Annotated in this window: 17 protein-coding genes and 1 pseudogene; 13 read left to right on the top strand and 5 right to left on the bottom strand. The window is 66.3% G+C overall.

The genetic code is table 11. The features are described from left to right. Window positions 1-28: 28 nt before the first annotated feature. A pseudogene (locus FW760_RS21205) lies at window positions 29-502 on the top strand (MCP four helix bundle domain-containing protein); the annotation flags it as partial. A 75-nt stretch (window positions 503-577) separates the two neighbouring features. After that, on the top strand, window positions 578-1,654 hold the full coding sequence (locus FW760_RS21200; protein WP_445009203.1) for a methyl-accepting chemotaxis protein: 1,077 nt from the start codon (window positions 578-580) through the stop codon (window positions 1,652-1,654). Window positions 1,655-1,795: 141 nt separating this feature from the next. On the opposite strand, the gene fabB is transcribed toward FW760_RS21200, so the two are convergent. The 5 genes from fabB to FW760_RS21175 all read right to left on the bottom strand — a co-directional run bounded on the left by fabB (window position 1,796) and on the right by FW760_RS21175 (window position 8,675). Next, window positions 1,796-3,016, bottom strand: coding sequence for a beta-ketoacyl-ACP synthase I (gene fabB, locus FW760_RS21195; protein WP_054915677.1), 1,221 nt, complete (start codon window positions 3,014-3,016; stop codon window positions 1,796-1,798). Window positions 3,017-3,027: 11 nt separating this feature from the next. Beyond that, window positions 3,028-3,543, bottom strand: a complete 516-nt coding sequence (fabA, locus tag FW760_RS21190) for a 3-hydroxyacyl-[acyl-carrier-protein] dehydratase FabA (protein WP_043863120.1) — start codon at window positions 3,541-3,543, stop codon at window positions 3,028-3,030. Window positions 3,544-3,748: 205 nt separating this feature from the next. Continuing rightward, complete coding sequence (locus FW760_RS21185; protein ID WP_116053358.1) at window positions 3,749-5,674, bottom strand: ATP-binding protein; 1,926 nt, start codon at window positions 5,672-5,674, stop codon at window positions 3,749-3,751. Further along, window positions 5,671-6,564 carry an ABC transporter substrate-binding protein gene (locus FW760_RS21180; RefSeq protein ID WP_043863118.1) on the bottom strand — a complete coding sequence of 298 codons (894 nt, stop codon included), beginning with the start codon at window positions 6,562-6,564 and terminating at the stop codon, window positions 5,671-5,673. Before FW760_RS21180 ends, FW760_RS21185 begins: the two co-directional genes overlap by 4 nt. Then, on the bottom strand, window positions 6,564-8,675 hold the full coding sequence (locus tag FW760_RS21175) for a TonB-dependent receptor plug domain-containing protein (protein WP_278929799.1): 2,112 nt from the start codon (window positions 8,673-8,675) through the stop codon (window positions 6,564-6,566). The genes FW760_RS21180 and FW760_RS21175 overlap by 1 nt, the downstream gene beginning before the upstream one ends. 170 nt (window positions 8,676-8,845) lie before the next feature. Between FW760_RS21175 and FW760_RS21170 the strand changes: the two genes are divergently transcribed. The 11 genes from FW760_RS21170 to kdpA all read left to right on the top strand — a co-directional run bounded on the left by FW760_RS21170 (window position 8,846) and on the right by kdpA (window position 17,296). Further along, a complete protein-coding gene (locus tag FW760_RS21170) occupies window positions 8,846-9,871 on the top strand; it encodes an NAD(P)H-dependent glycerol-3-phosphate dehydrogenase (protein WP_043863116.1) in 1,026 nt (341 codons plus the stop codon). A 16-nt stretch (window positions 9,872-9,887) separates the two neighbouring features. Then, a complete protein-coding gene (locus FW760_RS21165; protein ID WP_043863115.1) occupies window positions 9,888-10,235 on the top strand; it encodes a DUF4389 domain-containing protein in 348 nt (115 codons plus the stop codon). Then, window positions 10,232-10,687, top strand: a complete 456-nt coding sequence (gene sixA, locus FW760_RS21160) for a phosphohistidine phosphatase SixA (protein ID WP_078480469.1) — start codon at window positions 10,232-10,234, stop codon at window positions 10,685-10,687. Before FW760_RS21165 ends, sixA begins: the two co-directional genes overlap by 4 nt. A gap of 26 nt (window positions 10,688-10,713) precedes the next feature. Next, entirely contained in the window at window positions 10,714-11,157 is a 444-nt protein-coding gene (locus FW760_RS21155; protein ID WP_043863113.1) for a hotdog fold thioesterase, read from the top strand. An 81-nt stretch (window positions 11,158-11,238) separates the two neighbouring features. Then, on the top strand, window positions 11,239-11,586 hold the full coding sequence (locus FW760_RS21150; RefSeq protein ID WP_043863112.1) for a hypothetical protein: 348 nt from the start codon (window positions 11,239-11,241) through the stop codon (window positions 11,584-11,586). 92 nt (window positions 11,587-11,678) lie between these two features. Then, complete coding sequence (locus FW760_RS21145; RefSeq protein ID WP_054915681.1) at window positions 11,679-12,473, top strand: alpha/beta fold hydrolase; 795 nt, start codon at window positions 11,679-11,681, stop codon at window positions 12,471-12,473. Continuing rightward, entirely contained in the window at window positions 12,470-13,321 is an 852-nt protein-coding gene (locus FW760_RS21140; protein ID WP_058541868.1) for an alpha/beta hydrolase, read from the top strand. Before FW760_RS21145 ends, FW760_RS21140 begins: the two co-directional genes overlap by 4 nt. A gap of 115 nt (window positions 13,322-13,436) precedes the next feature. Beyond that, on the top strand, window positions 13,437-14,246 hold the full coding sequence (locus tag FW760_RS21135) for a DUF4892 domain-containing protein (RefSeq protein ID WP_116053364.1): 810 nt from the start codon (window positions 13,437-13,439) through the stop codon (window positions 14,244-14,246). A gap of 11 nt (window positions 14,247-14,257) precedes the next feature. Beyond that, the gene (locus FW760_RS21130) at window positions 14,258-15,310 is read left to right on the top strand and encodes an AI-2E family transporter (protein ID WP_043863108.1); all 1,053 of its coding nucleotides are present in this window, start codon (window positions 14,258-14,260) and stop codon (window positions 15,308-15,310) included. 193 nt (window positions 15,311-15,503) lie between these two features. Further along, entirely contained in the window at window positions 15,504-15,593 is a 90-nt protein-coding gene (gene kdpF / locus FW760_RS21125; protein ID WP_043863107.1) for a K(+)-transporting ATPase subunit F, read from the top strand. An 8-nt stretch (window positions 15,594-15,601) separates the two neighbouring features. Beyond that, a complete protein-coding gene (gene kdpA / locus FW760_RS21120; protein WP_054915683.1) occupies window positions 15,602-17,296 on the top strand; it encodes a potassium-transporting ATPase subunit KdpA in 1,695 nt (564 codons plus the stop codon). Window positions 17,297-17,304 lie beyond the last annotated feature (8 nt).

Below are 17,304 nucleotides of genomic sequence, written 5' to 3'. Positions count from 1 at the left end.
ATGCAGCGCTTTTGGAGGGAACCGGAAGATGAGCTTGAGACGTTTGAACATTGCGCCGCGGGCAGGTCTGGGGTTTGGTCTGGTAGCGTTGCTGGTGTTTGCATTGGGGGCCTTCTCGCTCCTGCAGATGAGCAGCATGCGCCAGCAGTCCGAACAGGTCGACAGCAACTGGCTGCCCAGTGTGATCTCGGTGGGGCAGATCAGTCAGGACATGTTCCGGATACGGGCGCTGACCCTGCGCCTGCTGCTCAACAGCGACAACGCCGCGCAGCAGCAGACCCATTCACGCATCGAGCAGATCAAGGGCGAGCTGGGCAAGGAACAGCAACGCTACCAGGCCCTGATTGCATTGCCCGAGGAGCAGGCGCTGTTCGACCGCTACCTCAAGCTCGAGCAGCAGTACCTGAGCTATCAGGCACGGGTAGTGCAGATGGCCCTGCAGGGCCAGACAACGGAGGCGGTGGCGCTGGTCAACGGTGAGATGAACCAGCTGGCCGATCAGCTCACCACCACCCTCAACGAGCTGATCGCCCTCAACAACCATCACGCCAACATGGCCACCGAGCTTGCCGGCACGGTGTATGAGCGTGCCCGCGTGTGGGTGGTCGGCCTGCTGGTGGCCGCACTGGTGCTCACCGTGGTGCTGGCGCTGACCCTGACCCGCAGTATCGTGCGCCCGCTGGCGCAATCGCTGCAGGTGGCCGAGGTGGTCGCCACCGGCGACCTGACCCCGCAGATCAACGTGGAGGGCAGTGACGAGCCGGCGCGCTTGCAGGCGGCCCTCAAGCAGATGCAGCAGAGCCTGCGCGATACCATCGGGCGTATTTCCGATTCGTCCAACCAGCTGGCCTCGGCGTCCGAAGAGCTCAGCGCAGTGACCGAGGACGCTACCCGCGGCCTGCACCAGCAGACCCAGGAAATCGAGCAGGCCGCCACCGCCGTGAACCAGATGACCGCCGCGGTGGAAGAGGTGGCGAGCAATGCGGTGGCCACCTCCCAGGCCTCGACCGAGTCCGATCGCATTGCCCGTCAGGGGCGCGAGCAGGTGCGCCTCACGGTAGCGTCGATCGAGGCGCTGGCCGATGGCGTTACCGCCAATGCCGCGGAAGTCGGGCAGTTGGCCGAGCAGGTGCACGGCATCACCAAGGTGCTGGATGTGATCGGTTCGATCGCCGAGCAGACCAACCTGCTGGCCCTGAACGCGGCCATCGAGGCGGCCCGGGCGGGGGACGCCGGGCGCGGTTTTGCAGTGGTGGCCGACGAGGTACGGGCACTGGCCCATCGTACCCAGCAGTCGACACGGGAAATCGAACAGATGATCGGTGGCATCCAGGAGGGTACCGACCGGGCGGTGGAGGGCATGCAGCAGACCAACCAGCGTGCCCAGGGCACCCTGGATGGCGCGCATGCGGCGGGTACGGCGCTGGAAGAGATTGCCACGGCCATCAGCCTGATCAACGAGCGCAACCTGGTGATCGCCAGTGCGTCCGAGCAGCAGGCACAGGTGGCGCGGGAGGTGGACCGCAACCTGACCAACATCCGCGACCTGGCGCTGCAGAGCTCGGCGGGGGCCAACCAGACCAGCGCGGCGAGCCAGGCGTTGTCGCAGCTGGCCATCGAGCTCAATACGCTGGTGGGCAGGTTTTCGGTGTAACGCCTTTGGCCGGCAAGGCCGGCCCCTACAGGCATCGCGTGCCCTGCAGGAGCCGGCCTTGCCGGCCAATTGCCCCGAAAGCCGCAAACAAAAACGCCCCGAACCAGTCGGGGCGTTTCTACAGCAGGGGCGAGCCCTTGCTTACTTGCCAGCCCAGCGCTTGAGCACCAGGGTGGCATTGGTGCCGCCGAAACCGAAGCTGTTGCTCATCACGGTGTCGATCTTGGCATTTTCGCGGGTTTCGCGCAGAACTGGCAGGTCGGCCACTTCCGGGTCCAGCTCGTCGATGTTGGCGGAGCCGGCAATGAAGTTGCCTTCCATCATCAGCATGCAGTAGATCGCCTCGTGAACGCCGGCAGCGCCCAGCGAGTGGCCCGACAGGCTCTTGGTGGAGCTGATGGCCGGGGCCTTGTCGCCGAACACTTCACGCACACCCTTCATTTCGGCAACGTCACCGACCGGGGTCGAGGTGCCGTGGGTGTTCAGGTAGTCGATCGGGGTGTCGACGGTGGACAGCGCCTGCTGCATGCAGCGGATCGCGCCTTCGCCACTTGGGGCAACCATGTCGTAACCGTCGGAGGTCGCGCCGTAGCCAACGATTTCGGCGTAGATCTTCGCGCCACGGGCCAGAGCGTGCTCCAGCTCCTCGACCACTACCATGCCGCCACCGCCGGCGATGACGAAACCGTCACGGTCGGCATCGTAGGCGCGCGAGGCTTTTTCCGGGGTGTCGTTGCGCTTGCTGGACAGTGCGCCCATGGCGTCGAACAGGAACGACTGGCTCCAGTGCTCTTCTTCACCGCCACCGGCGAACACCACGTCCTGCTTGCCCATCTGGATCTGTTCCATCGCGGTACCGATGCAGTGCGCGCTGGTGGCGCACGCCGAGGCGATGGAGTAGTTCAGGCCCTTGATCTTGAACGGGGTGGCCAGGCACGCCGACACGGTGCTGCTCATGGTGCGGGTAACGCGGTATGGGCCGACGCGCTTGACGCCTTTTTCGCGCAGGATGTCCAGCGCTTCCATCTGGTTCAGGGTCGAGGCGCCGCCGGAACCGGCGATCAGACCGGTGCGCGGGTTGGACACCTGCTCTTCGCTCAGGCCCGAGTCCTTGATCGCGTCCTGCATCGCCAGGTAGGCGTAGGCGGCTGCGTGGCCGACGAAGCGATAGACCTTGCGGTCGATCAGCTCTTCGAGGTTGAGGTCGATGGAACCGGAAACCTGGCTGCGCAGCCCCATTTCCTTGTATTCCGGGTTGAAACGGATGCCCGGACGGCTTTTACGCAGGTTTTCGGAGACGGTCTCTTTGTCATTGCCCAGGCACGATACGATGCCCAGACCTGTGATTACGACGCGGCGCATGCGAATAACCCTTAGAAATTTTCAGTGGAGGTAAATACACCGACCCGAAGGCCTTCGGCGGTGTAGATCTCGCGGCCGTCGACGCTGACCGAGCCATCGGCGATGGCCATGTTCAGCTTGCCTTTCAGGACGCGCTTGATGTGGATGTTATAGGTGACTTTCTTGGCGGTCGGCAGTACCTGACCGAAGAACTTCACTTCGCCCGAACCCAGGGCCCGGCCACGGCCTGGCAGGCCTTGCCAGCCCAGGAAGAATCCGACCAGCTGCCACATGGCATCCAGGCCCAGGCAGCCTGGCATCACCGGGTCGCCTTCGAAATGGCAGGCGAAGAACCACAGGTCTGGACTGATATCCAGCTCGGCGACCAACTCACCTTTGCCGTACTTGCCACCCTCTTGGCTGATGTGCGTGATGCGATCCACCATCAGCATGTTAGGGGCGGGCAGTTGCGCGTTACCTGGGCCGAACAGCTCACCGCGACTGCAGCGCAGCAGGTCTTCCCGGGTAAAGGCGTTTTGTTTGGTCATGCGAGCTCCTCAATAGTCACCGTGCGGCACGGGGTAGATCTTCCCGACCGACCCAAAAGCCTCAGGCTTGGGGCGGCAGCCTACACATAGACTATTGCGTTGTAGTGAAAGTCACAGCACAGGGGACGAAGATGTACACTTGTGCACTGAAATTTTTATGACAAGCCCGGCAAGGGCCCGGTTCAGTCTGTAAGACTGCCGCACTTTAGCATTTATCGCCAGTCACAGATGCCTGTGCGGGCAGCCAGCGTTGCAGAATCTGCTGCAGATCAATGCGTTTGAACGGCTTGGTCAGGTAGTCGTTCATGCCGGCGGCCAGGCAGCGTTCGCGATCGCCCTGCAGCGCGTTGGCAGTCAGGGCGATGATCGGCATGGCTGCGGCATGGGGGATCTGGCGGATGCGCCGGGTGGCCTCGTAGCCGTCGATGACCGGCAGGCGGCAATCCATCAGCGTGGCGGCAAAGCGCTGGCGGCTGGCCAGCGCCACCGCCTGGGCGCCATCGGCGGCCACGCACACCTCGAACCCCAGGCTGCGCAGCATGGCCTGGGTCACGGCCTGGTTCACCGGGTTGTCCTCCACCAGCAGGATGCGTCGGCCCTGGCCAGGGTCACTGTTGTCGGCCCTGGGCGCAGGCAGCGTGGGGTTCTGCTGCATGCATAGCGCCAGCGGCATTTCCAGGGTAAAGGTCGAGCCCCTGCCTTCACGGCTTTCGGCACGCAGCGTGCCGCCCATGCGCTCGGTCAGGGTGCGGGCGATAGACAGCCCCAGGCCGGTACCGCCGTAACGTCGTGAAATAGAACTGTCGGCCTGCTGGAAGGCAACGAACATGGTTTCCAGGCGCTCGCTGTCGATACCGATGCCGGTATCGCGCACCGCACAGGTGAACCAGATCAGTTGTCGGTCCAGTACCTGCCAGCGCGGTTCGATCTGCACGCTGCCGTGTTCGGTGAACTTCAGCGCGTTGCCGATCAGGTTCACCAGCACCTGGCGGATGCGGGTCGGGTCGCCGGCCACGCGCAACTGTTCCATGCCCGGCGGCAGTGGCGCCAGCAGCAGCAATCCGCGCTGCTGGGCGACATGCTGGAACGACTGCGTGCAACTGCCCAGCAGCTCGGCCAGGTTGAACTCGATGTGCTCCAGCTCCAGCGTCGTGCGCTCGATCCGCGAGAAGTCGAGGATGTCGTTGATCACCTTGAGCAGATGGCCGGTGGACTCGCTGGCCACGGCCGCGTACTCGCTCTGTTCTTCGCTCAGCGCGGTGGTCTGCAGCAGTTGCAGCATGCCCAGCACCCCGTTCATGGGGGTGCGCAGCTCGTGGCTCATCATCGCCAGGAAGTCCGACTTGGCCTTGTTCGCCTGTTCCGCTTCCTCGCGGGCCTGGATCAGCTGGGCGATGGCCTGTTGCTGCTCGTGGCTGGCCTGTGCCAGGCCGCTGGCCAGGTTGTTGATGTGGCGGGCCAGGTGGCCCAGCTCGCTGTCGTCGACCACCGGCAGCGGCGCATTGAAGTCGCCTTTCTGGATCGCCTTGACCGCGTGCCCCATGTCGCTGATCGGACGCGACAGGCTGCGCGCCAGGCGCCGTGCGAGGATGAAGGTGAACAGCAGGGCGAACAGGGCCAGGATCGCGGCCTTGATCACGATTTCCTGCTGGCGCTGGTTGAAGGCGTCATCGGACATGCCCACGATCACCCGGCCCAGGTAATCGTCCTTGCGGGTCGAGGCCGAGCCACCGTTGTGCAGGAAATCGCTGTCCAGAAAGATCCGCTGCAGGCGGATAGGCGCCTGGAACACCTCGACCTGCTGGGGGCGGTTCTCGTGCTCGTCGGCCTGCTCGACATACACCAGGATGTGGTTTTCGCTGTCCTGCACTTCGAGAAAGCGCACATGCGGGATGGTCAGGGTGGCGCGCATCAGGCTCTCGAGCACTTCGTCATTGCCCGAAATGACCCCGTATTCCGAGGCCGGTGCCAGCTGGTTGGCGATCAGCTGGCCGGTATGGTTGAGCTCCTGGCGCAAGTCCTGGATGCGCACGAAGGTGAAGAAGCTGATCAGCAGCAACGTCAGCAGCAGGGCCGGCCCCAGGCTGATGATCTGGGTGCGGGTACTGATGTCCCAGGTCAGTTTTTTCATCGGTGCTTCTCTCCTGCGGCCACGGCCTGCTGTGCGGCCACCGGGTCTATCGCCTCGATGCCCAGGGCTCGGGCCACCTGCTGGTTGCCGGCCACGCGAAATCGCTCGGGGTACAACGTCCGCGGCCAGGCCGCCGGCGGCTGGTCGAGCAGGCGGTCGAGCACCGCCAGCCAGTCATGCTGGTCGCTCAGGGTACTGGCCAGCCCGCCGGCGCGCACGAACCCGGCATTCGGACCGATCAGCGGGACCTGGCGTGCATAGCTGCTCAGCAGCAGGTGCTTGGCCGTGGTGGCGTTGTACAGCAGTGGGTCGTCCAGGCCCAGTAGCACATCGCTGTTTTTGAGCACGGCCTGCAGCGGCCGATTGTCACGCGGGTCGGGCCAGGCCTGGGCGATGATCTCAAGGCGCAGCGCCTTGGCCGCCTGGCGCAGCTCGTCGAGCAGGAACCGGCTGTTCTCGGTATATAGCACACCAATGCGCCTGGCCTGGGGCAGCAGGTAGTGGGCCAGGCGCAACTGACGCGCGGGCGGCGGGTCGCTCCACAGCAGGCTCAGGTAGGACGGGCGTCGGTCGCCCAGGTGCCGGCTGGCCTGTACCCGGCTGACCCGCAAGGCCAGCGTCGGCGGGCCTTCGGCCTGTTTCAGGCGCCAGTCCAGTGCGGCCAGGTCGAGCAGAATCAGGCGCGTGCCCGGCTTGAGCCTGTGCCCGGCAGGCAGTTCTGACACGGCGGTGAAGCGCACGTGATCGGTGGGGCGCTGCGCGCGCAGGGCGGTGACGAAGTCGCGCACGCCTGCATTGCCCTGGGCGGCGGTAACCAGAATGTCTGCGGCCGCCAGTGCGCTCAGCGGCCACGCCAGCATCAGCACCAGGCAAGCGTGCAGCAGGCGCATCAGAATTCCAGCTCCGCGCTCAGGTACAGCACCTGCCGGCTGTCGTAGCGGTTCTGCCAGTTGCTGGTGGGCTCGTCATCCAGGCGTTGCTGAAGCATCCCGGCCAGCTCGAGGCTGGCGTTGCGGATGGGGATGCGCCTGGCCACGCGCAGGTCGACACGCTCGAAGCGGTACTGGTTGAGGGCGTCGTCGCCGTAGTAGAACACTGCGCTCGACCAGCCTCGGCCCCAGTCGCGCAGCCAGCCGGCCGAGCCGCTGTTGCGTGCGCTGAGGTGGCGGTCATCGGGGTTGCTGGCCCAGGCATCGACATAGGCGTAGGTCAGGCGCAGGCGGTCGGCACTGCGCAGTTGCCAGTCCAGTTGCGCCTCGCTGCCGGTGAAACGCGCCTTGTTGGCGTTGCTGGCGATGGGCCGGTTGTTGCGCAGCGGTTCGCTGACCATGCCGGTGAGCTGGTCATGGAACAGCTTGATGTCCAGGCTCAGGCCGATTTCGCTGAAAAAGCCGTTGTAGCCCAGCTCCTGCGAGCGCATGCGTTCCTGGTCGAGGTCGCCCGGGCCGCGGGTGGTGACGAAGTACTCGGCGTGGCGCTGGCCGAAGGCGGCCGGGCGCAGGTTGTCGACGCGGTAGCTCCAGTTGACGTTGTTCTCGAACATGTCCGGCGAGCGTACCGCCTCCGAGTACACCGCACGCAGGCCGTGGCGCGGGGTGATCAGGTAGTTCACGGCCAGGCGCGGGGCCAGCGAGCTGCCCGCCAGCCGGGTATCCTCGAACATCGCGCCGCCCTGCACGATCCAGTGTTCGTCGGCGCGCCACTCGAGCTGGCCGAACAGGCGCCAGGTGGTGTCGTCGAGGCTGCCATCGTAGTAGGTCTTCGAGTCGGCCCGGTCGTAGCGGTAGGCGATTCCGCTGACCAGGCGCAGGCTGTCGCTCAGGCTCAGGGTGTCCTGCAGCTCCAGGTCCAGGCGGCTTTCGCGGGTACTCTGGTCGATGTCGCCGCACACCGGGTTGGCACCGCCGTTGTGCCACTGCTGGCGGACCTCGCGGGCCAGCGCCTGCTCCTGGTCGCTGCCGGGAGGAATCGGCGCGTCGATGTTGCGGGCCAGGCGTTCGGTATAGCCCGGGTTGAGCCGCCACAGCTGCGCCAGTTGCGGGCTGAAGGCGATGGCCGCATCGCACGCGCTCCACACCTGCTGGCGATCCCAGTGCAGCGCCGAACCCTGCAGGTACAGGCTGTGCCGCGGGTCCAGGTCGATGTTCCAGCGTACCGAGGCGGCGTAGTCCTTGGCATTCACGTCGGCGTTCGCCCCTGCGCCGCTAACGCCGGGGAACACCGGGGTATAGGCATAGGGGCGCTGCTCGCTGCCTTCCTTGGCGGAAAACTGCCAGTCCAGGCTCTGCTCGGCGTTCAGCGCATGGCTGGCGCTCAGGCTCAGGCGGGTCAGGCGGCGGCCATCGCGGTAGTGCTGGCCCTGCGCGTTGTGGTCAAAGCCGTCGTCCTGCTGGCCCGACAGCGACAGGCGCAGGTCGCCGCCTTCCCAGCCCAGGCCCTGGCTGGCGTACCAGTCGTCGATGCCGCGCTGGCCGCGGATCACCTTGAGCCGCGTGCCATGGCTGTCGGCCGGGCTGCGGGTGAGGATGTTGACCACCGCCATCAGTGCATTGGCGCCATAGCTGACGGTGTTGGGCCCGCGGAACACCTCGATGCGCTCGATATCCTCCAGTGCCAGCGGGATATCGCCCCAGTCCACCGTCGCCAGCCCCGCGCGGTACACCGAACGGCCATCGACCAGCACCTGCATGCGCCGCGCATCGTTGACGCTGCTGCCGTGGTAGTTGGCCGCCGGCTGGTTGCCCGCGCCGTAGCCGACCATCATGCCGGGCACCAGGCGTAGCAGTTCGGGTACGTTGCGCGCGCCGCTGGCGCGGATCAGCTCACTGTCGAGCACGCTCATGCTGCCGGGCACCGCCGCCGGCGACTGCCTGAGGCGGGTGGCGGTCAGGATCTGCGGCAGCGCCTGGCTGTCGACGAACAGGTCGTCCGCCACCGCCGGACCGCCCAGCAGGGCAGTCAGCAGAACCAGCGGGCGCGAGGGGGGAGGGCCAAGATGCACGGCGCGGCCTTGATGGCGGGTATCGAGCGGGCATGTTAACCGAGTAGCCGGCTTTTTCCAGCGATCAAACCCGCATTGCTGCGGTCCAATCGCACATCTGGCGCTGGCCGTGGCCTTAACCCTCCGTATAATGCGGGGGTCGCCACTTTATTGGTTTTAACGGATTGGATATGACTGAACAGCAGCCTGTTGCAGTTCTTGGAGGCGGGAGCTTTGGTACCGCCGTGGCGAACCTGCTGGCCGAGAATGGTGTCGAGGTACGGCAGTGGATGCGCGACCCCGAGCAAGCCGAGGCCATGCGCAACAACCGCGAAAACCCGCGCTACCTCAAGGGCGTGAAGATCCACCCGGGCGTCGAGCCGGTCAACGACCTGCTGGCCACCCTGCAGGCCTGCGAGCTGATCTTCGTCGCCTTGCCGTCCAGCGCCCTGCGCAGCGTGCTGGCGCCCCATGCCGAGCTGCTGAGCAACAAGCTGCTGGTGAGCCTGACCAAGGGCATCGAGGCGCACACCTTCAAGCTGATGAGCCAGATTCTCGAAGAGATCGCCCCACAGGCGCGCATCGGCGTGCTCTCCGGGCCCAACCTGGCCCGCGAGGTCGCCGAGCACGCGCTGACCGCCACCGTGGTCGCCAGCGAGGACGAGCAGCTGTGCCAGCGGGTCCAGGCCGTGCTGCACGGGCGTACCTTCCGTGTCTATGCCAGCAACGACCGCTTTGGCGTCGAGCTGGGCGGCGCCCTGAAGAACGTCTATGCCATCATCGCCGGCATGGCGGTGGCGCTGGGCATGGGCGAGAACACCAAGAGCATGCTGATCACCCGCGCGCTGGCCGAGATGACCCGCTTCGCGGTCAGCCAGGGCGCCAACCCGATGACGTTCCTGGGCCTGGCCGGTGTCGGCGACCTGATCGTCACCTGCTCTTCGCCCAAGAGCCGCAACTACCAGGTCGGCCATGCCCTGGGCCAGGGGCTGAGCCTGGACGAGGCGGTAAACCGCCTGGGCGAGGTGGCCGAAGGGGTCAACACCCTCAAGGTGCTCAAGGCCAAGGCCGAGCAAGTGCAGGTGTACATGCCGCTGGTAGCCGGCCTGCATGCCATCCTGTTCGAAGGCCGGACCCTGAGCCAGGTGATCGAGCTGCTGATGCGCGGCGAGCCGAAAACCGACGTCGACTTCATTTCCACCAGCGGTTTCAACTGAATTACAGGAGCAGGGCATGAACGAGTCCCCAAAACAGGCGCAGCGCGAATCGATCATCTTGCGTGTGCTGTGGATGCTGGTGTTCCTACTGGTATGGCAACTGGCCGAGCTGCTGCTGGGTGGCCTGGTGGTGGTGCAACTGGTGTACCGGCTGATCTACGGCGCACCCAGTGCCAGCCTGATGAACTTCGGCGACAGCCTGAGCCAGTTTCTGGCCCAGATCGGTCGCTTCGGCAGTTTCCACACCGACCAGAAGCCCTGGCCGTTCGCCGACTGGCCCACCCCGCGCGCGCCGGAAGGCGAAGCCGCCCACAGCGTGCCGCCTGCGCCACACCCGGCGCGTGACGAAGAGCCCAAGCTGTGAGGCTGTGGGTACTGCGCCACGGTGAAGCCGAGCCCCGCGCCAACAGCGACGCCGAACGCCGGCTGACCGCCCACGGTCGCGAGCAGGTGCTGCGCAGTGCCGCCCAGTTGCTCGGCTGCGCGCCGCAGGTGATCCTGGCCAGCCCCTATGTACGCGCGCAGCAGACCGCTGCGCTGGTCCACGAGGCGCTGGGTTTGGACAAGCCGGTGCAGACCGTGCCCTGGCTCACCCCCGAAAGCGACCCGCAGCAGGTCATCGCCGAGCTGGACAGGCTGGGGGTGGAGCAGGTGCTGCTGGTCAGCCATCAACCGCTGGTGGGCACGCTGGTGTGCCTGCTCGAACATGGCCACCGCAAGGACCCCGCACCCATGGGCACCGCCAGCCTGGCCGAACTCGACGGCGACCACCCCCTGGCCGGGCTGATGACACTGCGCAGTCTCACTCCCACCTGATCGCCAACCACGACAAGGAATGCTGCATGAGCCTCTGGAAAACCCAACCCGATATCGACCAGCTCAACGCCCGCCAGAAAGGCACCATCGGCGAAGTGCTGGATATTCGCTTCGAAGGCTTCACCGACGACTCCCTGAGCGCCAGCATGGTCGTCGACCAGCGCACCCACCAGCCGTTCGGCCTGCTGCACGGCGGCGCCTCGGTGGTGCTGGCCGAGAGCGTCGGCTCCATGGCCAGCTACCTGTGTATCGACACCACGCGCTTCTATTGCGTGGGCCTGGAGATCAACGCCAACCACCTGCGCGGTGTGCGCAGCGGGCGCGTCACGGCCACTGCCCGGCCCGTGCACATTGGCCGCAGCACCCATGTGTGGGACATCCGCCTGAGCACCGAAGACGGCAAGCTCAACTGCATCTCGCGCCTGACCATCGCCGTCATCGCGCTGGGCGACAACCCACCGGCGACCTGATATTTCTACCAGTTGTTGCCCATGCGCTGCCTTGCTAGCGTGCCCCCAGGACCCATCGGGGGCGCGAACAGGAGTTTGGCGATGAACACACCGGATCCGGAAATGGCAGGCTCGGCCTACTTCTACGACATCGTGCGCCAGGTCGAGCGTGCCCAGGCGCTGGATTTTGCCGAGTACAACGTGCTCAAGGACAGTGCCGAGGCCAAGCTCGACGAGTTGATGCGACGCCTGGAGGGGCTGCGCGAGCTCAGGCAATTGCGCGAGACGGGCCGCCTGATGGGGCATCAGTTGCAGGCCACCTGCCTGGCACTGCGCCGGGCCGAACTGAGCCGCGAGCACAAGCGCAAGGCACGTGATGCGCTCGAGTACCAGTTGCTGTACCTGCAGGCCTGCCTGCGCCGTTCGATTGCCAGCTTCGACGCGAATTGACCTGATCGTCGTGCTCCCTGGCCTGTACGGATGTTGCCGGGTGTTGCTGCGGCGGGGAAAATGGCCCGATTCCCCTTCGCGGACAGGCGACCATGACGCAGCAGATCTTCTTCGCCCATGCCAACGGCTTCCCCTCGGCCACCTACGGCAAGCTGTTCGCTGCGCTGGCCCCCGATTATCACGTCACCCACCTGCCGCAGCACGCGCACGACCCGCGCTTTCCGGTCAACGACAACTGGCAGAACCTGGTCGATGAACTGATCCATCACCTGGAGCAGCAGCCCGAGCCGGTGTGGGGGGTAGGGCACTCGCTGGGCGGGGTGCTGCACCTGCACGCGGCGATGCGCTGCCCGCAGTACTACCGTGGGGTGGTGATGCTCGATTCGCCGGTGCTGACCCGAGCCGACGAGTGGCTGATCCAGCTGGCCAAGCGCTTTGGCTTCATTGACCGCATCACCCCGGCCGGCCGCACCCTGGGACGCCGCGAGGCGTTCGCCGACCGCGAGAGCGCCCGGGCCTACTTCACCGGCAAGGCGCTGTTTCGACAGTTCGACCCCGACTGCTTCGAGGCTTATCTGGAACATGGCCTGCAGGACGAGGGCGAGCAGTTGCGCCTGCGCTTCGACCCGGCCACCGAGATCAGCATCTATCGCAGCCTGCCCCACGTAAGCCCCGGCCCGGCCCGCCAGCTGACGCTGCCGCTGGCGATGGTGCGTGGCAGCCAGAGCCGCGTGGTACGCCGCCACCACGCGTATGCCGTGCGCAGCATGCCCAGGGGCGAGTTCCACAGCCTGCCGGGCGGGCACATGTTTCCGCTGGAGCGCCCGCATGACACCGCGAGCCTGATCAAGGGCCTGTTCGATCGCTGGCAGGAGGCGGTGCAATGAGTGGCGTGGAGGAAGTGCGCCTGAACCTGGGGCACATCGAACTGGCAGCGCACCTGTTCGGCCCGCAGCAGGGCATCCCGGTAATCGCCCTGCATGGCTGGCTCGACAACGCCAACACCTTCGCGCGCCTGGCGCCCCGGCTGCATGGGCTGCGCATCGTGGCACTGGACCTGGCCGGGCATGGCTATTCAGACCATCGGCCGGTGGGCGCCGGCTACGCGCTGTGGGACTACGCCCACGACGTGCTGCGGGTAGCCGAGCAACTGGGCTGGCAACGGTTTGCCCTGCTCGGGCACTCGCTGGGGGCGATCATCTCGGTGATCCTGGCCGGTGCCTTGCCCGAGCGGGTCACCCGCCTGGCGCTGATCGACGGGGTGATTCCGCCCGGCGCCGGCCCCCAGGACACGGCCGAGCGCATGGGCATGGCCTTGCAGGCGCAGTTGCGCCAGGGCGGCAAGGGCAAGACCGTCTACCCGACCCTGGAGCTGGCGGTGCAGGCGCGCATGCAGGGCATGGTCGCGGTCACCCGCGAGGCCGCCGAGCTGCTGGCCCAGCGCGGCCTGATGCCGGTGCCGGGTGGCTACACTTGGCGCAGCGACAGCCGCCTGACCCTGCCGTCGCCGCTGCGCATGAGCGAAGAACAGGCGCTGACCTTCGTGCGCCGCATCGCCTGTCCGACCCAACTGGTGGTGGCCGCCGACGGCATGCTGGCGCGCAACACCACCCTGCTCGAGCAGCTACCCTTCAAGCTGGAACAGCTGCCGGGCGGGCATCACCTGCACCTGAACGACGAGTCGGGCGCCAGCCTTGTTGCAGACTGTTTCAATCGCTTCTTTGCCATTTCTTGACTTGCGGCGGGCAACTGTCGAGGCTTGGCGGGTTGAACAGGGAGACAACCATGACCAAGCGCGACACCGTTGCACCTTTTTTCGCCATCGAGGCCCTTAGCGCCATGGCCCGCCAATGAGTATTTCGCGTCTGATTCGAACAGGCCTTGCCGGCCTGGCCGTGCTTGCCAGCACGCCACTGATGGCCGATCAACTGCCGATTCCGGTGGATGCCAAGGTAGTGGGCCAGACCAGTGCGCAGGAACTGGAGCAGGAACAGGAGCGGGTGTACCCCCTCGGTTCGCTGCGCAAGATCAGCAATGTGATACGCATGGAGGGCAAGGTCGAGGGCCGCGGCAAGGTCAGCTATGCCACCTACCAGCTGCCGGCCGAGCGCAGTGCCAACGAAGCCTTTACCGCCGCCCGCGAAGCCTTGCAGACCGCAGGTGGCTATCCGCTGTTCTGGTGCCAGGGGCAGGACTGCGGTGAAAGCAGCCTGTGGTCGGCGCAGCTGGCCGGGCGATTCAACCTGACCGGTGCCGACAATCAGCAGGCGTTCATTCTGTTGCGCCGCTCCGGCGCCTCCAGCGACACCCTGGTTGCGCTGTACAGCATCACCAAGGGCAATCGGCGCGCGTACCTGCATGTCGAGGAGTTCGTGGCCAACGCACCGCTGGGCGAGGTGTTGCCCACGCCGGCCACCGTGCAGCGCGAACTGCTGAGCACCGGCAAGCTCGACTATGCCGACCTCAAGGGCGAACCGCAGCCGGCCTGGGTCAACCTGCTGTCGCGCAGCCTCAACCTGAACAGTACCTTGCGTGTGACCCTGACCGGCGCCCAGGCCGAGGCCTGGCGCGAGCAACTGGTCAAGGCCGGGGTGCGCGCAGCACGGCTTGAAGTGGGTACGCAGCCGGCTGCCGGGCTGCATGTCGAACTGATCCGCTGACCGGGGCCGCTATGCTCAACAACGATCGCCTGCTGGTACAGATCATCCTTATCGGCCTGCTGGGGGCCGGTCTGTGGGTCATGGCCCCGTTCATTTCCGCGCTGCTGTGGGGGGCGATCCTGGCCTATGCCAGCTGGCCGCTGATGCGCCTGCTCACGCGCGTGCTCGGCGGGCGCGAAACCCTCGCGGCGAGCGTACTGACGGGCGTGTGGATGCTGCTGGTGGCATTGCCGCTGGTGTGGCTGGGCTTCAACCTGGCCGACCATATTCGTGATGCCACCGCGTTCGTGCGCGACGTGCAGGTCGACGGCCTGCCCGATGCGCCGGCCTGGCTGGGCGGCATACCCTTCGTGGGGGAGCGCCTGGTCGGCTTCTGGGACACCCTCGACCAGCAGGGCGCGGCCATGCTGGCGGCGATCAAGCCACACCTGGGGCAGGTGGGCAACTGGTTGCTGGCCCGCAGTGCGCAGATCGGCGGCGGGATTCTCGAACTGACCCTGAGCCTGGTGTTCGTGTTCTTCTTCTACCGTGACGGGCCGCGGCTGTCGGCCTTCGTGCTGCGCCTGCTGAACCGCCTGATCGGCGAGCGCGCCGAATACTACCTGGACCTGGTGGCTGGCACCGTGCAACGGGTGGTCAACGGCGTGATCGGCACCGCAGCGGCGCAAGCCCTGCTGGCGCTGATCGGCTTCCTGATCGCCGGGGTGCCGGGCGCGCTGGTGCTGGGCCTGGTGACCTTCCTGCTCAGCCTGATCCCAATGGGGCCGCCGCTGGCCTGGGTGCCGGCCACCGCATGGCTGGCGTGGCAGGGCCAGTACGGCATGGCGGTGTTCCTGGGGATCTGGGGCACGTTCATCATCAGTGGCGTGGACAACGTGCTCAAGCCCTACCTGATCAGCCGGGGCGGCAACCTGCCGCTGGTGATCGTGCTGCTGGGGGTGTTTGGCGGGTTGCTGGCGTTCGGCTTCATCGGCCTGTTCATCGGCCCCACGCTGCTGGCGGTGGCCTACAGCCTGCTGCTGGACTGGACCCGCAGCGAGCCGCAGCACCCGCCGCGGGCCTGATCGCACCGGCCTGGCTGGCCGGGCCGCCCTTGCCAGGCGCCGGCCCTGCCGGCCAACGGGGCGTCCCAGCCATGCCGATTCGCTCTCTTTACGCATTCTTTATACCCAACCCTCGCTAGCCCTCTCGCCCCTTTACGCCCCCCCTCCCGACAATCACCGTCAGCGGCACCGTGCCGCGGGACGGAGATTCTTCATGAGCATTCTGGACGGGGTGTCACTGCTGCTGGCAGTGGCGTTGTTTGTGTACCTGATGGCCGCGCTGCTGCGCGCCGATCGCGGTTAGGAGCAGCCATGCACAGTTACGATTACGCATTGCTGCTGGCCTTTTTCGCCCTGGTGCTGCTGCCGGCGCCCTGGCTGGGCCGCTTCTACTACAAGGTGATGGAAGGCCAGCGCACCTGGCTGAGCCCGCTGCTGGGGCCGGTGGAGCGAGGCTGCTACCGGCTGGCCGGGGTCGACCCTGCCACCGAGCAGAGCTGGAAGACGTACGCCCTGGCGCTGCTTGCCTTCAACCTTGCAGGCTTCGGGCTGCTGTTTGCCGTATTGCTGCTGCAAGGGCACCTGCCGCTGAACCCGCAGCACCTGCCCGGCCAGGAGTGGTCGCTGGCGTTCAACACCGCCGTCAGCTTCATGACCAACACCAACTGGCAGTCCTACAGCGGCGAAGCCTCGCTCAGCTACCTGAGCCAGATGCTCGGCCTCACCGTGCAGAACTTCGTCAGCGCCGCCACCGGCCTTGCCGTGCTGGTCGCGTTGTGTCGTGGCATTGCCCGACGCTCGGCCAGCACCCTGGGCAACTTCTGGGTCGACATGACCCGCGCCACCCTCTACGGGCTGCTGCCGCTGTGCCTGCTGCTGGCGCTGCTGCTGGTATGGCAGGGCGTGCCGCAGACCTTCACCGATTATGTGCATGCACTGACCCTGCAGGGCGCCGACCAGGTGATCCCGCTGGGCCCGGCTGCCAGCCAGATCGCGATCAAGCAGCTGGGCACCAACGGCGGCGGCTTTTTCGGGGTGAACTCGGCGCACCCGTTCGAGAACCCCAGCGCCTGGAGCAACCTGTTCGAGGTGGCCTCGATCATCCTGATTCCGGTGGCCCTGGTGTTCACCTTCGGCCACTACGTCAAGGACCTGCGCCAGAGCCGCGCGATCATCGCCTGCATGCTTGCGCTGTTCGTGATCGGCGGCGCCACCGCGCTGTGGTCGGAGTACCAGCCCAACCCCACCCTGAACAGCCCGCTGGTGGAACAGACCGCCCCCCTGGAAGGCAAGGAGAGCCGCTTCGGCACCACCGCCAGCGTGCTCTGGAGCGTGACCACCACCGCGGCCTCCAACGGCTCGGTGAACAACATGCACGACAGCCTCAACCCGCTCAGCGGCATGGTCGCGCTGGTCAACATGATGGTCGGCGAGGTGATTTTCGGCGGCGTCGGCGCCGGGCTCTACGGCATGCTGCTCAACGTGCTGATCGCGGTGTTCCTGGCCGGGCTGATGATCGGTCGTACCCCTGAATACCTGGGCAAGAAGCTGCAGGCCCGCGAGGTGCAACTACTGGTCGCCACGCTGCTGGTGATGCCGGTGGGCGTGTTGGTGCTCGGCGCGCTGGCCACCAGCCTGCCGGGGCCTGCCGCCGCGGTCAGCAACCCGGGCCCGCACGGCTTCAGCCAGTTGCTGTACGCCTACACCTCGGCCAGTGCCAATAACGGCTCGGCGTTTGCCGGGCTGGGCGCCAACACCACCTTCCACAACCTGATGATCGGCCTGGGTATGTTGATCGGGCGCTTCGGCTACATCCTGCCGGTGCTGGCCCTGGCCGGCAGCCTGGCGCTGAAGAAGAGCGCGCCGGTGGGCCAGAACAGCTTCCCGACCCATGGCCCGCTGTTCGTCACGCTGTTGCTGGTGACCATCCTGCTGATCGGTGGCCTGACCTTCCTGCCGGCCCTGGCCCTGGGCCCGGTTGCTGAATACCTGAGCCTGGGCTTGTGAGGAGCCGA

It is taken from the genome of Pseudomonas sp. 1176_21 (assembly GCF_052850635.1).
The sequence above is the reverse complement of the archived record's forward strand: the minus strand, read 5'-3'. Positions and strand labels throughout refer to the sequence as shown.